18 protein-coding genes are annotated in these 21,289 nt (G+C 61.0%); 15 read left to right on the top strand and 3 right to left on the bottom strand.

The window, feature by feature from the left end; all coding sequences use genetic code 11:
- Window positions 1-119: 119 nt before the first annotated feature.
- Window positions 120-1,019, bottom strand: coding sequence for an energy transducer TonB (locus ACA079_RS30420; protein WP_497701932.1), 900 nt, complete (start codon window positions 1,017-1,019; stop codon window positions 120-122).
- 77 nt (window positions 1,020-1,096) lie between these two features.
- Window positions 1,097-2,050, bottom strand: coding sequence for a glutathione synthase (gshB, locus tag ACA079_RS30415; RefSeq protein ID WP_033060462.1), 954 nt, complete (start codon window positions 2,048-2,050; stop codon window positions 1,097-1,099).
- A 234-nt stretch (window positions 2,051-2,284) separates the two neighbouring features.
- Between gshB and pilG the strand changes: the two genes are divergently transcribed.
- The 6 genes from pilG (at window position 2,285) to ACA079_RS30385 (ending at window position 12,253) form a co-directional block, all read left to right on the top strand.
- Window positions 2,285-2,689, top strand: coding sequence for a twitching motility response regulator PilG (gene pilG / locus ACA079_RS30410; protein WP_008152601.1), 405 nt, complete (start codon window positions 2,285-2,287; stop codon window positions 2,687-2,689).
- A gap of 57 nt (window positions 2,690-2,746) precedes the next feature.
- On the top strand, window positions 2,747-3,112 hold the full coding sequence (gene pilH, locus ACA079_RS30405) for a twitching motility response regulator PilH (protein ID WP_008068134.1): 366 nt from the start codon (window positions 2,747-2,749) through the stop codon (window positions 3,110-3,112).
- Window positions 3,113-3,122: 10 nt separating this feature from the next.
- On the top strand, window positions 3,123-3,656 hold the full coding sequence (locus ACA079_RS30400) for a chemotaxis protein CheW (RefSeq protein ID WP_497701931.1): 534 nt from the start codon (window positions 3,123-3,125) through the stop codon (window positions 3,654-3,656).
- A gap of 135 nt (window positions 3,657-3,791) precedes the next feature.
- Window positions 3,792-5,849 carry a methyl-accepting chemotaxis protein gene (locus ACA079_RS30395; RefSeq protein ID WP_497701930.1) on the top strand — a complete coding sequence of 686 codons (2,058 nt, stop codon included), beginning with the start codon at window positions 3,792-3,794 and terminating at the stop codon, window positions 5,847-5,849.
- A gap of 37 nt (window positions 5,850-5,886) precedes the next feature.
- Window positions 5,887-11,793 carry an Hpt domain-containing protein gene (locus ACA079_RS30390; RefSeq protein WP_497701929.1) on the top strand — a complete coding sequence of 1,969 codons (5,907 nt, stop codon included), beginning with the start codon at window positions 5,887-5,889 and terminating at the stop codon, window positions 11,791-11,793.
- The gene (locus ACA079_RS30385) at window positions 11,786-12,253 is read left to right on the top strand and encodes a chemotaxis protein CheW (RefSeq protein WP_497701928.1); all 468 of its coding nucleotides are present in this window, start codon (window positions 11,786-11,788) and stop codon (window positions 12,251-12,253) included. Before ACA079_RS30390 ends, ACA079_RS30385 begins: the two co-directional genes overlap by 8 nt.
- A gap of 114 nt (window positions 12,254-12,367) precedes the next feature.
- Here the strand turns inward: ACA079_RS30385 and ACA079_RS30380 are convergent, their stop codons facing one another.
- The gene (locus ACA079_RS30380) at window positions 12,368-12,742 is read right to left on the bottom strand and encodes a DUF6124 family protein (protein WP_497701927.1); all 375 of its coding nucleotides are present in this window, start codon (window positions 12,740-12,742) and stop codon (window positions 12,368-12,370) included.
- A gap of 730 nt (window positions 12,743-13,472) precedes the next feature.
- Between ACA079_RS30380 and ACA079_RS30375 the strand changes: the two genes are divergently transcribed.
- From ACA079_RS30375 to madL, 9 genes are all read left to right on the top strand, one after another.
- Window positions 13,473-14,633: an integrase core domain-containing protein gene (locus ACA079_RS30375; RefSeq protein WP_497701752.1), complete on the top strand. Its 1,161-nt coding sequence runs from the start codon at window positions 13,473-13,475 to the stop codon at window positions 14,631-14,633.
- A gap of 163 nt (window positions 14,634-14,796) precedes the next feature.
- The gene (gene mdcA, locus ACA079_RS30370; protein ID WP_497701926.1) at window positions 14,797-16,467 is read left to right on the top strand and encodes a malonate decarboxylase subunit alpha; all 1,671 of its coding nucleotides are present in this window, start codon (window positions 14,797-14,799) and stop codon (window positions 16,465-16,467) included.
- A complete protein-coding gene (locus ACA079_RS30365) occupies window positions 16,467-17,342 on the top strand; it encodes a triphosphoribosyl-dephospho-CoA synthase (RefSeq protein WP_497701925.1) in 876 nt (291 codons plus the stop codon). Before mdcA ends, ACA079_RS30365 begins: the two co-directional genes overlap by 1 nt.
- On the top strand, window positions 17,342-17,641 hold the full coding sequence (locus ACA079_RS30360; protein ID WP_497701924.1) for a malonate decarboxylase subunit delta: 300 nt from the start codon (window positions 17,342-17,344) through the stop codon (window positions 17,639-17,641). The genes ACA079_RS30365 and ACA079_RS30360 overlap by 1 nt, the downstream gene beginning before the upstream one ends.
- Entirely contained in the window at window positions 17,634-18,485 is an 852-nt protein-coding gene (locus tag ACA079_RS30355) for a biotin-independent malonate decarboxylase subunit beta (protein WP_497701923.1), read from the top strand. Before ACA079_RS30360 ends, ACA079_RS30355 begins: the two co-directional genes overlap by 8 nt.
- Window positions 18,482-19,285: a biotin-independent malonate decarboxylase subunit gamma gene (mdcE, locus tag ACA079_RS30350; RefSeq protein ID WP_497701922.1), complete on the top strand. Its 804-nt coding sequence runs from the start codon at window positions 18,482-18,484 to the stop codon at window positions 19,283-19,285. The genes ACA079_RS30355 and mdcE overlap by 4 nt, the downstream gene beginning before the upstream one ends.
- Window positions 19,279-19,899 carry a malonate decarboxylase holo-ACP synthase gene (locus tag ACA079_RS30345; protein WP_497701921.1) on the top strand — a complete coding sequence of 207 codons (621 nt, stop codon included), beginning with the start codon at window positions 19,279-19,281 and terminating at the stop codon, window positions 19,897-19,899. The genes mdcE and ACA079_RS30345 overlap by 7 nt, the downstream gene beginning before the upstream one ends.
- Window positions 19,896-20,807 (top strand): malonate decarboxylase subunit epsilon, encoded by a 912-nt coding sequence (gene mdcH / locus ACA079_RS30340; protein ID WP_497701920.1) that lies wholly within the window; start codon window positions 19,896-19,898, stop codon window positions 20,805-20,807. Before ACA079_RS30345 ends, mdcH begins: the two co-directional genes overlap by 4 nt.
- Before the next feature lie 65 nt (window positions 20,808-20,872).
- On the top strand, window positions 20,873-21,289 hold the full coding sequence (gene madL / locus ACA079_RS30335) for a malonate transporter subunit MadL (RefSeq protein WP_046045246.1): 417 nt from the start codon (window positions 20,873-20,875) through the stop codon (window positions 21,287-21,289).

Genomic DNA, 21,289 nt, shown 5'->3' with positions numbered 1-21,289 from the left:
GCGAAGCAGTCGTAAATCGCCATACGTCATTTATTCAGGATGACCGTGTTTTGCGGGTTTGCGAGGACTGCGTCCTCGAACGCAGGCTTCGCCAGCTGCTACAGAGAGCATGCCGTCCGTTAATTACTGGACAACCGGTCCCCGCGGGCAAACTTCCATGTCCGGATGATTTCCAGACGATCGATATCCGACAAATCCCCGGTAAACGGTGAAAACGGCGCCGCCAGTCGCACGATGCGCTGGGCCGCCTGATCCAGCAGCGGTTGCCCGGACGACTCCAGCACCAGCACTTCAAAGAGCGAACCGTCGCGGTTGATCGAAACCATCAGGCGCAAATTGCCGTAGATCTGCTTGCGTCGCGCTTCGTCGGGGTAATTCAGGTTGCCGATGCGCTCGACCTTCTTGCGCCACTCGTCCTTATACCAGGCGCCCTTGTCGCGCATGGTCGACGCGGCGCTCAAGCGGTGGATACGCGGGCGCTTGGCATACAGCTGTTGTTCGTTGGCCAGTTCCGCTTCCAGGCTGGCGATGTCGCTGGACAGCTGTTCACTGTCGAACGTCGGCGCGGCGACGGCGGGTTTGGTGACGGGCTTGGGTTCTTCGGTTTTGGTGGCAGCCTTTTTCGGCTTGGGCGCGACGGTCGTCACGGCTGCCTTCGGTGCGGCTTCCGGCACTGGAGGCTTGGCCGCTGGCGGTGGCGTGACTTTCTGCACCTTGTTGTCCTGGAAAGGCGCGACCTCGGTGGTCTTGGGAATTGCCTTTTTATCCAGGGTGCCGCTGCCTTCCTGATTCTCTTGAGCGAGGAAATCGGCTTTATCAGGCTTCTTTTCGCTTTTGAAGGTGGCGAGGGTGATTTCCAGGGTTTTGCTGATTTGCTTGGGTTCGACCATCGTAAAACCGACGCCCAACAGCAAGGCCAGGTGAATCAGCGCCGCGAGAAACAGGGTAAAACCGAGGCGATCAGCCGGGCGCACGCCACGATGGGCGAGTTCAGCGGGCAGATCGGACGGGAGCGTCATGACAAAAAAACCAACATCGCGTTTTTCACAGGCCGCGGATGATAACGCAATGTTGGTCGTTTCTTGGCTGTTCTATATCAACGGGCCTTGAGCTTCTGATCGATGGCATCCATCAGCAGGCCGCCAATGTCGGTGCCGAACGCGTTATCAATCTCGCGAATGCAGGTCGGGCTGGTGACGTTGATTTCCGTCAAATGCTCGCCGATCACGTCCAGGCCGACAAACAGCAGGCCTTTCTCGCGCAGGGTCGGGCCGACTTGTGCGGCGATCCAGCGATCTTTCTCGGTCAGCGGTCGGGCTTCGCCACGGCCACCGGCGGCGAGGTTGCCACGGGTTTCACCGGCGGCAGGAATTCGAGCCAGGCAGTAATCCACCGGTTCGCCGTCGATCATCAGGATGCGCTTGTCACCGTCCTTGATTGCCGGCAGGTAACCCTGAATCATGATTTGCTGTTTGCCATGCAGGGTCAGGGTTTCGAGGATCACCGACAGGTTCGGGTGGCCAGCGGTGTGACGGAAGATCGACGAACCGCCCATACCGTCCAGCGGCTTGAGGATCACATCGCCGTGGTGATCGGCGAATTCACGCAGTACGTCCGGGCGACGGCTGACGATGGTCGGCGGCGTGCACTGCGGGAACAGCGTGGCGAACAGTTTTTCATTGCAGTCACGCAGGCTTTGCGGCTTGTTGACCACCAGCACGCCCGCGCGTTCGGCTTGCTCCAGCAGGTAAGTGGAGTAAACGAATTCCATGTCGAACGGCGGATCCTTGCGCATCAGGATCACGTCCAGATCGCTCAGCAGCGCGTCGGTCTCGGCTTCGAGTTCGAACCATTTTTCCGGGTTGGCGAAGACTTTCAGCGGACGCATCCGCGCCCGCGCTTCGCCTTCGGCCTGGTACAAATCGCCCTGTTCCATATAGAACAGTTCCCAGCCGCGCTTCTGTGCGGCCAGCAGCATGGCCAGCGAGCTATCCTTTTTATAGGAGATGCTGGCGATAGGGTCCATGACAATCCCGACGCGAACGCTCATGGGTTTTTCCTCGAAATTGGGTGGGTCGCAGTGACCTGCAAAAGTGGCGTCAGAGTGGCGCTGAGTGTGTTCCCGGTCAAGGAAAAACCACTGCCAGGGTTGGCCGATAGATTGGTTTTGGAGACTGTGCTAAAAAGGCTGCCATATCGCGCTGGCCCTTGAACATCAAGGGTTTCGAGCCTCCGGTTATCGGAAATGGACAATTTGATTCGCAAAGGCGACGGCAGAGCATCTATGGAACAGCATTCCAGCGCCTTGAAGGTAATGGTGATCGACGATTCGAAAACGATTCGCCGCACCGCCGAAACGCTTTTGAAAAACGTGGGTTGTGAAGTGATCACGGCCATCGATGGTTTCGATGCCCTGGCCAAGATTGCCGACAATCACCCCGGCATCATCTTTGTCGACATCATGATGCCGCGTCTGGATGGTTATCAGACCTGCGCTTTAATCAAGAACAACAGTGCGTTCAAGTCCACGCCAGTGATTATGCTGTCGTCCAAGGACGGGCTGTTCGACAAGGCCAAGGGGCGCATCGTCGGCTCCGACCAGTTTTTGACCAAGCCTTTCAGCAAGGAAGAACTGCTGAACGCGATCCAGGCCCATGTACCGGGCTTCGCCGCTGTTTTGCCGCAGTAGGACACGCACAGTGACGCTCGGCCAGCGGGCCCGGCGTCGACAAGAATGGGGAAGACCATGGCACGTATTCTGATCGTCGATGATTCGCCGACCGAAATGTACAAACTGACCGGCATGCTGGAAAAGCACGGTCATGAAGTGTTGAAAGCCGAAAACGGCGCCGACGGCGTGGCCCTGGCCCGTCAGGAAAAACCCGACGCCGTGCTGATGGACATCGTCATGCCCGGCCTCAATGGTTTCCAGGCGACCCGTCAGCTGACCAAAGACCCGGAAACCGGGCACATCCCGGTGATCATCATCACCACCAAGGATCAGGAAACCGACAAGGTCTGGGGCACGCGCCAGGGCGCCAAGGACTACCTGACCAAACCGGTCGACGAAGAGACTCTGATCAAGACCCTGAACAACGTGCTGGCCGGTTGATCGTCCGGCCATGACCGAGTCGCTGACGGCTTTCGAACTGCTGCTGCAGATCGACCAGCGTTGTCGTCTGCTGGCGGCGGACTTGCCGTCCCAGCCGACCCGACAAGACAGTTGGAGCGGCATCGGCTTCCGTCTGGGCGAGCACTGGTACGTCGCGCCGATGGGCGAGGTCAGCGAAGTGTTGCACGAGCCGCGGTTCACCCAGCTGCCGGGGGTCAGACCCTGGGTCAAGGGCGTGGCCAACCTGCGCGGGCGACTGTTGCCGATCATCGACCTGTGCGGGTTCTTCGGGCATGAGCTGTCAGCCGTGCGCAAGCAACGGCGGGTCTTGGTGGTGGAGCATAACGAGGTGTTTACCGGGTTGATGGTCGATGAGGTTTTCGGCCTCCAGCACTTTGCCCAGGACAGCCTGGAACCGGTAGATAGCTTGAGCGGCGCGATTGCACCATTCATCCAGGGCCAGTTTCAGCGTGAGCAGAACTGGCAGGTGTTCAGCCCGTTTGCGTTGGTGCAGTCCCAAAGCTTCATGCACGTCGCTGTGTAAACGCGACCCCTGTGGGAGCGAGCTTGCTCGCGATGACGGACTCACAGCCAACATTGATGTCGACTGATACACCGCTATCGCGAGCAAGCTCGCTCCCACAGGTTCTTCGGCAATCTTTAAGGGTGTTGGTTACCGATGATAAAAGCAAAAACAGGCAAGCCGGAAGGGTCGCGCAGCCGGTCGCAGATCATCGCGCTGTTCATCGCGCTGATCGTCTTCATCATGCTGCTGTTCGCCAACTTCGCGTACCTCAACACCCAGGCCACGTACGACAAACAGTACATCGGCCACGCCGGTGAGCTGCGCGTGCTGTCCCAGCGCATTGCCAAGAACGCCACTGAAGCCGCTGCTGGCAAGGCGGCGGCGTTCAAGCTGCTGAGCGATGCGCGCAATGACTTTGCCCAACGCTGGGGTTATCTGAAGAAAGGTGATCCCGCCACCGGCCTGCCGCCGGCGCCGTCCACCGTGCGCCCGGAAATGCGCGCCGTGCAACTGGACTGGGAACGCTTGCTGAAAAACACCGACGCGATCCTCTCCAGCGAACAGACCGTGCTGTCGCTGCATCAAGTCGCCGCGACCCTGGCCGAAACCGTGCCGCAGTTGCAGGTCGAGTACGAAAAAGTCGTCGAAACGCTCCTCCAGCGCGGTGCCCCGGCCGCGCAAGTGGCCATGGCGCAGCGCCAGTCGCTATTGGCTGAGCGGATTCTCGGTGCGGTGAACACCGTGCTGTCCGGTGATGAAAATTCGCAGCAGGCCGCCGACGCCTTCGGTCGCGATGCGGCGCGATTCGGCCAGGTGCTCAACGGCATGCTCCAGGGCAATCCGTCACTGAAAGTCAGCCAGGTTGAAGACCGCGATGCTCGCGCGAGGTTGATCGAGATTTCCGAGCTGTTCGAATTCGTCTCGGGTTCGGTGGATGAAATCCTCGAAACCTCGCCGGAACTGTTCAAGGTTCGCGAGTCTGCCACTAATATTTTCACCCTGTCGCAGACCCTGCTCGAGGAAGCCTCGCACCTGGCCGGCGGCCTCGAAAACCTGGCCGGCGGGCGCAACACCGACACCATTGGCGGCTACGTGCTGGGGCTGTTGGCGCTGATGTCGATCATCCTCATTGGTCTGGTGATGGTTCGGGAAACCAACCGTCAGCTGCGCGAAACGGCCGAGAAGAACGAGCGTAACCAGAACGCGATCATGCGCCTGCTCGACGAGATCGAAGACCTGGCGGACGGCGACCTGACCGTGACCGCCTCGGTGACCGAAGACTTCACCGGGACCATCGCCGACTCGATCAACTATTCTGTGGACCAACTGCGCGATCTGGTGGCGACCATCAACCTCACCGCTGGCCAGGTCGCTGCCGCCGTGCAGGAAACCCAGGCCACCGCCATGCACCTCGCGCAGGCTTCCGAGCATCAGGCGCAGCAGATTGCCGAAGCTTCCACCGCGATCAACGACATGGCCGAGTCCATCGATCAGGTTTCGGCCAACGCCGCCGAATCCTCGGCGGTAGCCGAACGCTCGGTGGAAATCGCCAACAAGGGCAACGAGGTGGTGCACAACACCATCCACGGCATGGACAATATTCGCGAGCAGATTCAAGACACCGCCAAGCGCATCAAGCGCCTCGGCGAGTCTTCTCAGGAAATCGGCGACATTGTCAGCCTGATCGATGACATTGCCGACCAGACCAACATCCTTGCGCTCAACGCGGCGATCCAGGCCTCCATGGCCGGTGATGCCGGGCGCGGTTTTGCGGTGGTCGCCGATGAAGTCCAGCGGCTGGCCGAGCGCTCGTCCGCCGCCACCCGGCAGATCGAAACCCTGGTGCGGGCGATTCAGACCGACACCAACGAAGCAGTGATTTCCATGGAACAGACCACCACCGAAGTGGTGCGCGGCGCTCGTCTAGCGCAGGATGCCGGAGTGGCCCTGGAAGAAATCGAAGGCGTGTCGAAGACCCTCGCCGCGTTGATCCAGAGTATTTCCAACGCGGCGCAGCAACAGACGTCTTCGGCCGGACAGATTTCCCTGACGATGAACGTGATCCAGCAGATCACCACGCAGACTTCGTCCGGCTCCACCGCCACCGCCGAGAGCATCGGCAACCTGGCGAAAATGGCCAGCCAGCTGCGGCGTTCGGTGTCCGGTTTCACCTTGCCGGCCGCAAAGGTGCAGGCTGCGGATAAAGTGTGATGCGCCTTGAGGCGCGCGAATTATGAGTGGAGTGGTTATGGGTGATCGGCACGACTATGTGGCCCTCGAGTGGGTCAAAGGCGAGATTGCCGAAACGCTGAAAGTGGCTCATCAGGCAATTGAAACGTTGCTTGATGACCCGCAGGCGACGCACGCCCTCAGTGAATGCCTGGCGTGCATCCATCAGGTTCACGGCAGTTTGCAGATGGTCGAGTTCTACGGCGCGGCGCTGCTCGCCGAAGAGATGGAACATCTGACCACGGCTTTGCAACAGAACCGCGTCAGTCATCGCGATGAGACGCTCCACCTGTTGCTGCAAGCCCTTGGGCAGCTGCCGATTTACCTCGACCGGGTGCAAGGTGCGCGCCGCGACCTGCCGCTGGTGGTGCTGCCGCTGATCAACGATCTGCGCAGCGCCCGTGGCGAAAGCCTGTTGTCGGAAACCAGCCTGTTCAGCCCGCAATTGCCGGACCTGCCGCCCCTGGACGAAGAGTCGCTGGCGCTGCTGGAGCCGGCGGATTTACCGAATGTGCTGCGCAAATTGCGGCAGATGTTGCAGATGGCCCTGGTCGGATTGCTGCGTGAGCAGGACGGCGAAACCAATCTCGGTTACCTGACCAAGGTTTTTGCGCGCCTCGAAGGGCTGTGCGGCAACGCACCCCTGAGCCCGTTGTGGCAAGTCGCCTCGGCGCTGGTCGAAGGTATGCGCGGCGGCTCGATTGCTAACAGTCCAGCGTTGCGCAGCCTGTTCAAGGAGGCCGACAAAGAACTGAAGCGCCTGCTTGAACAGGGCATGCCCGGAATCAATCAGCCGGCGCCGCTGGAGTTGCTCAAGAGTTTGCTGTTCTACATTGCCAAGGCCGAACATCCCACCGGGCAGATGCTGACCATGAAAGATCGCTACGGACTGGACGACGCGCTGCCTGACAGCGCGATGGTCGACGAAGAACGAGCACGGCTGGCCGGTCCCGACCGGGATGCCATGCGCTCGGTGTTGGCTGCTTTGTGTGAAGAGCTGGTGCGGGTCAAGGAACGCCTGGACCTGTTCGTGCGCAGTGACCGCCAACACACCTCTGACCTCGAAAGCCTGCTGGCGCCCCTGCGGCAAATCGCCGACACCCTGGCGGTGCTCGGTTTCGGCCAGCCACGCAAGGTCATCATCGATCAACTGGCGGTGGTGCTAAGCCTGGCCCAGGGCCAGCGTGAGCCGAACGACGCGATCCTGATGGACGTCGCCGGTGCCTTGCTCTACGTCGAAGCGACGCTGGCCGGTATGGTCGGCACCGTCGAGCCGGAAAGCCAGGAAGAAAGCCGCCTGCCGACCACCGACCTGACACAGATCCATCAGATCGTGATCAAGGAAGCGCGCATCTGCCTGCAACAAGCCAAGGACATGATCGTCGACTACATCGACGCCGACTGGGACCGCCAGCACTTGCAGCCATTGCCGGCCTTGCTGACCCAGGTACGCGGTGCACTGGCGATGATTCCGTTGAGCCGTGCGGCGAGCCTGATCGAAACCTGCAACCACTTCATCCGCGAGCACCTGCTGCTCGATCAGGATCATCCCGGCTGGCAGGAACTGGACAGCCTGGCCGACGTCGTCACCAGCATCGAATATTACCTGGAGCGCCTCAGCGACGACCCCGAAGCGCCGGGCGAAAAGTTGCTCGACGTCGCGGAAAAAAGCCTGGCCTCACTCGGCTTTTTCCCCAGCGAGCAACAGGTGCCGGTGCTTGAAGATGTGCTCAGCCCGAGTGAAGCGCAGGTCATGCAGGATTTGCAGGAACTGGACGACCCTGAGACCGTCAAGTCACTGGCCGATGTATTGGCCAGCCCTGTGTCTTCCGTCAACCCGCCCGCCCTGACTATCCCGGGAAGCCTGTTGCCGCCGCCCGCCGATGAAGAACCGGTGGACGATGAGCTGCGGGAAGTCTTCCTCGAAGAAACCGATGAAGTCCTGGAAATCCTCCGGGAGTACCTGCCACGCTGGTCGGCCAATCCCGACGATAAATCAGCTTTGAGTGAATTGCGTCGGGCCTTTCATACGTTGAAAGGCAGTGGCCGGATGGTCCGCGCTTTGGTGCTGGGCGAACTGGCCTGGGCGGTGGAAAACCTGCTCAACCGCGTACTGGAGCACAGCGTTCCGCCGGGGCCGGCGGTGCAACAACTGCTGGGCGATGCGCTGAATCTGCTGCCGGAACTGGTGGCCGAGTTTGCGGCCAATGCCCAGCGCCAGTGCAACGATGTCGACCAATTGGCTGCACGCGCCCACGCCTTGGCCAAGGGCAATGAGCCGATCCCCGACGAGGACGCACAGGACGTCGCAGCCCTCGATCCGCTGCTGCTTGAGATCTTCCGCAATGAGGCCGAAACCCATTTGGGCAGCCTCAACCGTTTCCTCGATAAAGCCGCCGAGCACGTGCCATTGCAGGCCAGCGACGAGTTGCAGCGGGCGCTGCATACACTCAAGGGCAGCGCCTCCATGGCTGGCGTATTGCCGATCGCCGAGCTGGCGAAGCCACTGGATCATCTGGCCCGGGAGTACAAGGCGCACCTGCTCGCCCTCGACCTGGACGAAGTCGAACTGTTACTGGAAGCCGAAGGACTGTTCCGTCTCGGGTTGCGACAGCTCAAGAGTGATCCACTGGCGGAGATTCCCGGCGCCCGCTCCTTGATCGAGCGAACGCAGGCATTGCTGGCCGAGCGTCTGGAAGTCCTCCTGAGTGCACCCAATAGCGGGTTGCGCATCAAGCGTGATCCGCAACTGATCAACAACTTCCTCGCGCAAGGCATGGACATCCTGCTGGATGCTGAAAGCCTGTTGCAGCGCTGGCAGCAACATCCCGGCGAGCGTCAGGAGCTCAGCGCATTGCTGGATGAACTGACCACCCTCGGCGAAGGCGCCCACCTGGCTGATTTGCATCCGGTGGATGAACTCTGCGAAGCCTTGCTCGACCTCTACGGCGCGGTGGAAGAAAGCAGCCTGGCGGTCAGCGAGGCGTTTTTCCACGAGGCGCAAAGTGCCCATGAAGCGCTGATCAACATGCTCGACGAGCTGGCCGCCGGCCAGGAAGTCAGCCCGCAACCGGAACGCATCCGAGCCTTGCGCGGCTTGCTCGATGAGAGCCTGGATCCGTCGGCGATGGGGTTGATCCGCAGCGATGGCAGCCGCACGTTGAGCATCCGGGAACTGGGCAGCGCCACGGCCGAACTGGAACAGACCGCGACCCAGGTTGAGCTGGATGATGAGATCGTTTCGATTTTCCTCGAAGAGGCGGTGGATATCCTCGAAAGCGCCGGTCAGGCTTTGCAGCGCTGGCTGAGCGACCCGGACAACGCTGCGCCGCTGTTGTCGTTGCAGCGAGATTTGCACACCCTCAAGGGTGGTGCGCGGATGGCCGAAGTCGAGCCGGTCGGTGAGCTGGCCCATGAACTGGAAAGCCTTTACGAAGGTCTGGTGGACCGCCGTTACGCCTACAGCGAAGCCTTGGCGCACTTGCTGCAACACAGTCATGACCGGCTCGCGCAGCTGCTTGATCAGTTGCAGAACCAGCGGCCATTGGGCGATCCGGGTGAGGTGATCGAGGCCATTCGCGAGTTTCGCCAGGGCAACGCCAGCGCTGTTGAAGCGGTCGAACCGGCACGGGCCGAGGATTCACCGGGCCATGATCCGGAGCTTCTGGAGATCTTTCTCGAGGAAGGTTTCGACATCATCGAAAACTCCGGCGCGGCGCTGGTGCGCTGGCAGGCCGAGCCTTCGAATCGTCAGGAAGTGGAAACCCTGCTGCGTGATTTGCACACCCTCAAGGGTGGCGCGCGGATGGTGGAAATCGCGCCGATTGGCGACCTCGCCCATGAGCTGGAATTCCTCTACGAAGGCCTCTCGGCTGGCGTGTTGCAACCCACCGCCGCGTTGTTCGGCTTGTTGCAAAGCAGCCACGACCGACTGGCGCAGATGCTCGACGCGGCCCGTGCCGGTCAGCCATTGCCGCCCGCCGATCAACTGATCGACGCGATCAAGAATTTCAGTCATCCGGCCGTGCCCGAAGCACCGGCACCGGCCGTGGTGTCCACAACGCCGAAAGTCGAGACGCCGGCACCGCAGCCCGATGCCGGCGCGGACATGGTCAAGGTCTCGGCAGAACTGCTCGACGATCTGGTCAACCTGGCCGGCGAAACGTCGATCTTCCGTGGCCGGATCGAACAACAGGTCAACGATGCGCGCGTGACCTTGAGCGAGATGGAAACCACCATCGAGCGCATGCGCGACCAGTTGCGTCGTCTCGACACGGAAACCCAGGGGCGGATCCTCAGCCGCCAGCAAGTCGACGCCGAGCGCCTGGGCTACGAAGAATTCGATCCGCTGGAAATGGACCGCCACTCACAATTGCAGCAACTGTCGCGCGCGCTGTTCGAATCCGCCTCCGACTTGCTCGACCTCAAGGAAACCCTCGACCGACGCAATCAGGACGCGGAAAACCTGCTGCAACAGCAGGGCCGCATCAACACCGAATTGCAGGAAGGCCTGATGCGTACGCGCATGGTGCCGTTCGAGCGGATGCTGCCGCGCTTGAAGCGGATCGTCCGTCAGGTCTCCGGCGAGTTGGGCAAAGATGTGGAATTCATCGTCGGCAATGCCGAAGGCGAGATGGACCGCAACGTTCTCGAACGCATGGCCGCGCCGTTGGAACACATGCTGCGTAACGCCGTGGATCATGGCCTGGAATCGGCCGAGGTGCGTATCGCGGCGGGTAAACCGGCTCAGGGTCGAATCACCCTTGACCTGTCGCGAGAGGGCGGCGACATCATTTTCGACATCCGCGACGACGGTGCCGGCGTGCCGCTGGACGCGGTGCGGCGCAAGGCGATCAAGCGCGGGTTGCTGGCGCCGGACAGCGACATCAGCGACCGCGACGTGTTGCAATTCATCCTGCAACCGGGGTTCTCCACCGCCGAGAAAATCACCCAGATTTCTGGACGCGGCGTCGGCATGGACGTGGTGCATGAAGAGGTCCGACAGCTCGGCGGCAGCATGAGCATCGACTCTGTGCCGGGGCAGGGCGTGCACTTCCGGATTCGCCTGCCGTTCACCGTGTCGGTCAACCGGGCGCTGATGGTGCAGTGCTTTGATGATCAGTACGCGATCCCGCTGAACACCATCGACGGCATCGTTCGCGTGCTGCCCAACGAGCTTGAAGGGCATTACCGGCTCGATCCGCCGACCTACAAATACGCCGGGCAACACTATGAACTGTGTTACCTCGGCGAACTGCTGAAAACCAGCCATCGCCCGAAACTACTCGGCCAGAGCCTGCCGCTGCCGGTGTTGCTGGTGCAGTGCAACGAACGGCACATCGCGGTGCAAGTCGACTCCATGGCCGGCACTCGCGAGATCGTGGTCAAAAGCCTCGGCCCGCAATTCGCGGCGGTGCAGGGTTTGTCCGGGGCCACGATTCTCGGCGATGGGCGGGTGGTGCTGATTCTCGATTTGCTGGCACCAATCCGCGCGATGCAGGCCCGTGTGCCGCAACAGTCAGCGACTCAGGAGGCGGAGGTCGAGCCGCACAAGCCACTGCTGGTGTTGGTGGTCGACGATTCGGTGACGGTGCGCAAGGTCACCAGCCGTCTGCTGGAACGCCACGGCATGAACGTGCTGACCGCCAAGGACGGTGTCGACGCCATGCTGCTGCTTGAAGACCACAGGCCTGACGTGATGCTGCTGGACATCGAAATGCCGCGCATGGACGGCTTCGAAGTCGCGACCCAGGTACGCGCCGACGAACGTCTGCAGCACCTGCCGATCATCATGATCACTTCCCGCACCGGGCAAAAACACCGCGACCGCGCGATGGCCATCGGCGTCAACGACTACCTCGGCAAGCCGTACCAGGAATCGGTGCTGCTCGAAAGCATCGCGCTGTGGAGCAAAACCCATGCTTGATGACCATTTTTACCAGCGCACCAACAACCTCACCGGCCTGCTGCTGCCCTTGGCCGACCGCAACCTGATTCTGCCCAACGTCGCTGTTGCGGAGCTTATTGATTACCAACCCAGCGCCTTCGACCTCGACACTCCGCCGTGGTACCTCGGGCGGGTGATGTGGCGGAACCGGCAGATTCCGTTGCTCAGTTTCGAGTCAGCGTGTGGGCAGAAAATCGTGATCGGTGAGCGGGCGCGGATTGTGATTCTCAATGCTCTCGGTGGGCGGCCTGAGTTGAAATTTATTGCACTGTTGGTGCAGGGGATTCCGCGGTCTTACAAGCTTGATAGTCAGTTGAGCTATGTGGATGTGCCGTTGTGCTCGCTGGAACAGGCGGCAGTGCAGGTGGGGGAGCAAGTTGCCAAGGTGCCTAACTTGTTGGCACTGGAGGAGTTGCTTGTAAGTGCTGGGTTGATCTGACTGGCCCCATCGCGAGCAAGCTCGCTCCCACATTGGATCTCCGTCGTACACAAAACCCCTGTGGGAGCGAGCTTGCTCGCGATGGCGGCCGTCAATTCGCCACAGACCTGACTGCTAAGCGCTGGCCTGAGCCTTCATCTGCGCCGACTCGTGATGATCAAGCGCCCGCTCCACCAACAATTGCACCCCATCCGCCATGCGGCTGAGCGCCAAGGCGACAGAGCGGCGTGAGCCTTCCACATCGTCCGCCAGATCGGCAGCAATGGCGCTGATGGACATCAGGTCTTCGGAGGCATTGGCCAGAAGGGCTTCGGTGTCGATGTCGGGGGAGACGCTGAAGAGGTGATGTTTGCGGCGCTTGCCCGGTTTTTCATGGGGTGGGAAGTAGTAGGAAAAGACGCGGTCGGCGGCTTCCTTGAGTTTTTCAGCTTCGAGGGATGCTTCGGAACCGGTGTCGGTTTCTGGCGGGTTGGGAGTTGGTTTGAACATGGCAAAGATCCTTGTAGTGATGGAGCTGCCATTTTTCGTTTTCCAGACGAAAAGGGTGGCAGCTGTACGCGGACTGGAAAAACCGAGAAAGGATCAAACCCGGCAGACCCGAAGGTCTCCCACGCACAGCCGCCATAACTTAGAACTACGGAGCAAAAAAAGCGCCGCATTATGTCATGTGCATTGATCCTGTTCTTCGGGTTTTCCAGACCCGATCGCTGAATTGGCAGCGACACACAAACGATAAAGATCAACGCAAAACCGCACCAGTCGGCGGGTTCCGGCATTGCTGTAGGCAGCGACGCCAGACTGCGTAGCCGCTCACCCTTCCTGCGGAGAAACTTTTAAACACAAATCCCCATTTGGCTGGCGGAGGTTGAAGAGTCCCAAAAAGGGACTGATTGGTCCTTTTTTGGGACTTGTCGATGATTGCTGTGGAGCTTTCTCAGGACAGATAACTAGGTGTGTTCGAAATCCACCCCTCACCCCAACCCTCCCGAAACGTCGGACCGCCCCAGAGGGGCGAGGGGGAAAGGGAACAGATCTCCATGCTTTTCAAAGCCTGAGTTCGACTCGGAATCTCAGGTCGATGTATAGCGAAAGACACCTCGGTCCGTCCCCTCTACCCCCTGGGGAGAGGGCTAGGGTGGGTAAAAACCGGGTACATCCTTTACGTTTGAGACCGGGGACATGGTTTACAGGTATCAATCATGGTCAGGAGGTACTGACCATGCCCTGGAATCGAGAGTCCCCGATGGATCAGCGAGTGAAATTAATCCATGACTGGCTTAGCGGCAGTTACAGCAAGAGCCAACTGAGTCGACGATATGGCGTTAGCCGTCCGACGGTCGATAAGTGGCTTGATCGGTATGCAACCTGCGGCGTAGATGGCTTGAAAGAGCGCTCGCGAAAACCGCTGAGCTGTCCGCATCAAACCCGCGATGAAATCATTGCCACGTTGCTTGCGAAGAAAAGCGAGCACCCGGATCGCGGGCCGAAGCAACTGATCCAGCGCCTGCGCAATGCGCAGCCGCAGATCGCTTGGCCGGCCGCCAGCACCGCTGGAGAGTGGCTGAAAAAGGCCGGTCTGGTGATTCCTCGACGGCTGCGCCAGCCCCGCCCGCATGGGCCAGTGCATCTACGTCAGGCCGACGAACCCAATCAAACCTGGTGCGCCGATTTCAAAGGGCAATTCAGAACCCAGGACGGCCACTGGTGCTATCCGCTGACCATCACCGACCATGCCAGTCGCTATCTTCTGGAATGCCGGGCGCTTCCCAGCACCCACGGTGAACCTACGCGTCAGGGCTTCGAGTGGGCGTTCCGGGAGTTCGGCATGCCTGATGTGATCCGCACCGATAACGGCGCGCCATTTGCGTCGACAGGCTTGGCCCGCCTCTCCAGGCTGTCCGTCTGGTTCATCAGGCATGGTGTCCACCCCGAAACAATCAAGCCAGGACGCCCGGATCAGAACGGTCGGCATGAACGCATGCACCGCACGCTAAAGGCTGCCGTGCTCAGGCCGCCGGCAGAAAACCTGCTGCGTCAGCAGCTTGCCTTTGAGGACTTCGTACAGGATTTCAATCACGCACGGCCTCATACGGCGCTGGAGATGAAGACGCCAGCGGATATCTATCGCCCGTCACTCAGACCTTATCCAGGCTATTTGCCGGCGGTCGAATACGGGGCCGACGTCGAAGTACGGCGGGTGCGCAAGAATGGTGAGATCAAGTGGCAAGGGGCCCTGATCTTTCTGGGCGAGGCACTGATCGACGAGCACGTCGCGCTGAAGGAAGTGGCTGATGGCGTGTGGGAGTTGTACCTTTGCTCTTTCCCTTTAGGCAGGCTTGAACGCGGTGCCAAACGCGTATCAAGCCTGTTAAATGTGTAAACGATGTACCCGGTCAAATGTGTAAAGGATGTACCGGTCTCTACAGTGAGGGGTCGATCTCAAACCATTACCCTGACCGTAACTATCCACCGCTCTGCTTGATTGATGCCCCCACCCAACGCTCCTAAGGTGACTCCCACGACAGCGAACCCGTGGAGTGGTCATGACAACAACAATATCCCCCGACTCGCGATGGACGCGGCGGCGCAGCGAAAAGCAGCGGCGTCTCGAGCTGGTACGGGGTTTCGCCGACGGTGTGGTCTTGCCCACCGACAAAATCGTTGCGGCGCTGGAGGCCTTGATCCTGCCCGGCGACCGTGTGGTGCTGGAGGGCAATAACCAGAAGCAGGCGGATTTCCTGTCCCGCTCCCTAGCCAAGGCTGATCCGGCGAAGCTGCATGATCTGCACATGATCATGCCCAGCGTCGGACGCTCCGAGCATCTCGACCTGTTTGAACGCGGCATCGCCCGCAAGCTCGATTTCTCCTTCGCCGGCACCCAAAGCCTGCGCATCAGCCAGTTGCTGGAAGACGGCCTGCTGGAAATCGGCGCGATCCATACCTACATCGAGCTTTATGCGCGGCTGGTGGTGGACCTGATTCCCAACGTCGTGCTCTCGGCCGGTTTCATGGCCGACCGCGCCGGCAACATCTACACCGGCCCGAGCACAGAAGACACGCCCGCATTGATCGAACCGGCCGCCTTCAGCGACGGCATCGTCATCGTTCAGGTCAATCAACTGGTGGACGATGTCAGCGAGTTGCCCCGCGTCGACATCCCGGCCTCCTGGGTCGATTTCGTGGTGGTGGCGGACAAGCCGTTCTACATCGAACCGCTGTTCACCCGCGACCCGCGCCACATCAAGCCTGTGCATGTGTTGATGGCGATGATGGCGATCCGCGGGATCTACGAGAAACACAACGTCCAGTCCCTGAACCACGGCATCGGTTTCAACACCGCCGCCATCGAATTGATCCTGCCGACCTACGGCGAATCCCTCGGCCTGAAAGGCAAGATCTGCCGCAACTGGACGCTCAATCCGCACCCAACCTTGATTCCCGCCATCGAAAGCGGCTGGGTCGAAAGCGTGCATTGCTTCGGCACCGAATTGGGCATGGAAAACTACATCGCCGCTCGGCCTGATGTGTTCTTCACCGGCCGTGATGGCTCCCTGCGCTCCAACCGGATGTTCTGCCAACTGGCCGGGCAATACGCGGTGGACCTGTTTATCGGTGCCACGCTGCAAGTCGATGGCGACGGCCATTCCTCCACCGTGACGCGCGGCCGCCTGGCCGGTTTCGGTGGTGCGCCGAACATGGGCCACGACCCGCGCGGCCGTCGTCACAGCACACCAGCCTGGCTCGACATGCGTCACGACGATGCGCCCGAAGCGCTGCTGGAGCGGGGCAAAAAACTCGTGGTGCAAATGGTCGAGACCTTCCAGGAGGGCGGCAAACCGACCTTCGTCGAAACCCTCGACGCGGTGGAAGTGGCGAGAAAAAGCGGCATGCCACTGGCGCCGATCATGATCTACGGCGACGACGTCACCCATCTGCTAACCGAAGAAGGCATCGCCTATTTGTACAAGGCGCGTTCGCTGGAAGAACGTCAGGCGATGATCGCGGCCGTGGCCGGAGTGACTGTCATCGGTCTGCGCCACAACCCGAAAGACACCGCGCGCATGCGCCGCGAAGGCCTGATCGCCTTGCCCGAAGACCTCGGCATCCGCCGCACCGACGCCACCCGCGAGTTGCTCGCCGCCAAAAGTGTGGCCGATCTGGTCGAGTGGTCCGGTGGTCTCTACAACCCGCCCGCCAAGTTCAGGAGCTGGTAATGCACGCATTCAACCTGCAACCGAAAACCCTTTCCCTGGCTGAGCGGCTGGCGGATCTGGCGGTGGACGCGCTGATCGACGAAGCGGACCTGTCGCCGAAACCGGCGCTGGTCGACCGTCGTGGCAATGGCGCGCATACCGATTTACACCTCGGGCTGATGCACGCCTCGGCGCTGTCCCTGTGGCCTGCGTTCAAGGAAATGGCGGAGGCCGCCATTGAGTTCGGCGAGGTGGGTCTGCCGCTGCGCGAAGCCATTGGCCTGATTGGTCGTGAAGGCGAGGAAGTGATGCTCGCCACCACGGGCGGCGTGAACACCCATCGCGGCGCCATCTGGGCCTTGGGTCTGTTGGTCGCGGCGGCTGCACTGGAACCCGAATCCGCTGCCGCAGGCTCCATCACTTTGCGCGCCGCACCTCTGGCCTTGCTCGACGACCGTTACGCGCCGCGTCCTCTGAGCCACGGCGCGCAAGTCGCTCAGCGTTACGGCGCCCGCGGTGCCCGTGAAGAAGCACAGCTCGGTTTCCCAGCGGTGATTCAGCGTGCTCTGCCGCAACTCAAACGCAGCCGCGCCGCCGGTCATGGCGAGCAGAACGCTCGGCTCGATGCCTTGCTGGCGATCATGACGAATCTGGCCGACACCTGCGTGCTCTACCGCGCAGGGGAACAAGGTCTGCAGACCATGCAACTCGGCGCCCAAGCGGTACTCGATGCGGGCGGCAGTGCCAGCCTCGCCGGCCGCCGCCGTTTGCATGAGCTGGACCAACAACTCATCGCGTTGAATGCCTCGCCCGGCGGTGCTGCTGACTTGCTCGCAGCTTGCCTGTTCATCGACCGCATCGAGTCTGGCGACGGCCTCATCCAGGGAGCTTTCTGATGGAAACCTTATCTTTTGAATTCTCCGCCGGGCAGCCGCCACGTGGCCGGACGCTGGTGGGTTGTGTCGGCTCGGGCGATCTGGAAGTGCTGATCGAACCGGGTCAGGCCGGCAAACTGACGATCAAGGTGCAAACGTCGGTCAATGGCGCCGAACAGCGCTGGCAGCATCTGTTCGCGCGGATGTTCGACGGTCAGACACCGCCGGCGATGGCGATTGATATCCACGATTTCGGCGCGACGCCGGGCGTGGTGCGCTTGCGTCTGGAACAAGGCTTTGAGGAGATCGGCCATGAGTGACAGTGCAGAACTCCTCCACAAGCATAGCTTCGTCGAACTCGGCGCCCGGCAACGGGCAAAAGCCTTGCTCGACGCCGGCACCTTCCGCGAATTGCTCGACCCGTTTCAGCGTGTCATGTCGCCATGGCTGTCGCGCCAGGGCGTGGTGCCGCAAGCCGATGACGGCGTAGTGATCGCCAAGGGCAGCATCGGCGGTTTGCCGGTGGTCATCGCCGCGATCGAAGGCGCGTTTCAGGGCGGCAGCCTCGGTGAGGTCGGCGGGGCGAAGATTGCCGGTGCGCTGGAACTCGCCGCCAAAGACAACCGCAATGGCATTCCCACGCGCGCCGTGTTGCTGCTGGAAACCGGTGGCGTGCGTTTGCAGGAAGCCAACCTCGGGCTGGCGGCGATTGCCGATATTCATGCGGCGATTGTCGATCTGCGCCAATACCAGCCAGTGGTTGGCGTGGTGGCGGGCAGCGTGGGTTGCTTTGGCGGGATGTCGATTGCTGCCGGGTTGTGCAGCTATTTGCTAGTGACTCAAGAAGCGCGGCTTGGCCTGAATGGTCCGCAAGTGATCGAGCAGGAAGCCGGGCTTGAGGAATATGACTCCCGTGATCGTCCTTTCATCTGGAGCCTGACCGGTGGCGAGCAACGTTTTGCCAGTGGTTTGGCGGATCGTTTTGTCGCTGACGACGTGGCGCAGGTTCAGCAGCAGGTCAGCGAATTGCTTAAACAAGGTTTGCCTGAACAGCAACGCAGCCGTCAGGCCGAATTGTTCCTGCAACGGTTGGCCCGTCTGGACGCCGAGCCGCAAATCGAGCCGTCAACGGTTCGCGATCTGTATCAAGGAGAGCGCTCATGAGTTCGTATTCCCTGAGAGGTTTGAACTGGTTCAACGCCTTGAGTGCGGGCGCGAAACCGGTGGATGGTTTGCCCGCTTCATTGAAGGTTGCCGACGGTGTATTGGGTGACCAGCCCGTTCGCTTTATCGCGGTGGTGGCTGACCCCGACAACCGTTTCGTCCGCGCCCGCAATGGCGAGGTCGGTTTGCTGGAAGGTTGGGGCTTGGCGAAGGCTGTGGATGAAGTTATCGCGGCCGATCTGGATAAACCGCAGAAACGCGCCTTGATCGCCATCGTCGATGTGCCGAGTCAGGCCTACGGTCGGCGCGAAGAAGCGCTCGGCATTCATCAGGCCTTGGCCGGTGCCGCAGACAGTTATGCCCGTGCCCGACTGGCCGGCCATGCAGTGATCGGTTTGCTGGTGGGCAAGGCGATGTCCGGGGCATTTCTGGCTCACGGGTATCAGGCTAATCGGCTGATTGCGTTGCGCGATCCGGGCGTGATGGTTCACGCGATGGGCAAGGCTTCGGCGGCGCGGGTGACTTTGCGCAGCGTCGAAGAACTCGAAGCCTTGGCCGCCAGCGTGCCGCCGATGGCGTACGACATCGACAGTTACGCCAGCCTTGGACTGCTTTGGGAAACCTTGTCGGTGGAACAGATCGAGCAGCCGACGGCGGCGGATCTGACGCGGGTGACTGAATGCCTGAGCCAGGCGATTGGCGATGTCGCCGCGAAAGGGCGCGACCTGAGCAGCCGCTTGGGCGCGAGCAACCGTGCGGCGTCGAGTCAGGTTCGCCAATTGCTGAGAGAGCAGTGGTGAACACGCTTCTGGCCCACGACCTGCTCTGGGGGATGACCCCGGAGCAGTTGCCTGCGGATGCACCTTCGTGGGTGATCGAGTCGATCAGTGCGGGTCAACCGGTGGTGGTTCGGCGTGCGTTGAGTGCGGCGGATCACATCGCGGTCGGGGTGCGTGGGCGTTTGCGTGAACAGCGGTATGCAACGGTGATGTCGGTCGATTCGATTCAGCGTCGGGTACAGCCGGAAGCGCTTTGCCATGTCTCGATTGATCGGGATTTGCCGGCAGTGCGCGCCCTCAATCAACTGCGGCCGATGCTCGATTCCTGTGAGTGGGTGTGGGGTGTCAGCGGCAGTGCCGGGTTTGAATTGGCCAGCGGTTTTCAGGCATTGCATGAGGGCAGCGATCTCGACTTGATCCTGCGTACACCGCAGCCGTTGGATCGTGTGCAGGCACAGGAAATGCTGAGGTTGTTTGATGCGTCTTTCTGCAAAGTGGACATGCAACTGCAAACGCCAAACGGCGCTGTCGCCCTGCGCGAATGGGCCGGTCCATCGCAACGGATCCTGCTAAAAAACGCCAATGAAGCCTGTCTGGTAACCAATCCCTGGAACCCGCAGGAGCAAGCAGCGTGAGCAGCTTGCTGGTGTTCCCCGGCCAGGGCGCACAGCAGCCGGGCATGCTGCATCGTTTGCCTCGCGAGACGGTGATCGAGGCGAGTGAAGTGCTTGGCGAAGATGCATTGCTGCTGGATTCTGCCGAGGCGTTGAAGTCGACAAGGGCGGTTCAGCTTTGCTTGCTGATTGCAGGCGTCGCGGCTTCACGCCAGTTGTTAATTACGGCGGATTACGTGGCGGGATTGTCTATCGGCGCCTACCCGGCAGCGGTGGTCGCCGGCGCCTTGAGTTTCAGCGATGCGCTGCATCTGGTGAGTCTGCGCGGTGAGTTGATGCAACAGGCTTATCCACAAGGCTTCGGCATGACCGCGATTATCGGTCTGGATCTGGCCACGGTGGAAGGCTTGCTGGCTCAGGTTCACCGCGTCGACACGCCGGTTTACCTGGCCAACATCAACGCCGATAACCAGGTGGTCATTGCCGGCAGCGATGGCGCGATGAAAGCGGTGGCCGAGTTGGCGAAAAGTCGCGGTGCAGGTCTGGCCAAACGTCTGGCCGTCAGCGTGCCGTCCCATTGCCCGCTGCTGGAAACGCCTGCGAAAACCCTGGCCGAAGCCTTCGCCAAGGTGCAGCTGAAAACACCGACGCTGGGCTACCTGAGCGGCAGTCGCGCCCGGCCCGTTATCAACACTGAAGCCTTGCGCGACGACCTGACGTTCAACATGTGCCGCGTCGTCGATTGGCGCGGCACGGTACAAAGCGCCTACGAGCGCGGCGTACGTCTACAGATCGAACTGCCGCCCGGTGCGGTGCTGACCGGGCTGGCGCGCCGGGTGTTCGAGCAGGGCACCGTGATTGCTTTCGACGGTGCGCGGCTCGATACCTTGCAGGCGCTGTTGCGTGAGGAGGGAAGCCGCCAACCCTAGAACACCGACTCAGGCCTTCGAACAACAAAAACAACATTCGACGATGCACTTTGAGGACAACAACAATGATTATTTACGGTGTGGCGCTGTTGGCGATTTGTACGCTGGCAGGGGTAATCGTGGGCGACATGCTCGGCGTGTTGCTGGGTGTGAAATCCAACGTTGGCGGCGTCGGGATCGCGATGATCCTGTTGATCTGCGCGCGGTTGTGGATGCAAAAACGCGGCGGCATGACCAAGGATTGCGAGATGGGCGTCGGTTTCTGGGGCGCCATGTACATTCCGGTGGTGGTCGCAATGGCCGCGCAACAGAATGTCGTCACCGCCCTGCACGGCGGCCCGGTAGCGGTGCTGGCGGCGATCGGATCTGTGGTGATCTGCGGTTGCACCATTGCCCTGATCAGCCGGACTCACAAAGGCGAACCGTTGCCCGATGAACCGGCGGAAATAACGCCGGTCGGCACGCCAGTAGGAGGTCGCTGA

The organism is Pseudomonas sp. LBUM1645 (assembly GCF_059716185.1).
Note: the sequence above shows the minus strand (reverse complement) of the source record. Positions and strands in the feature narration are given on the sequence as shown.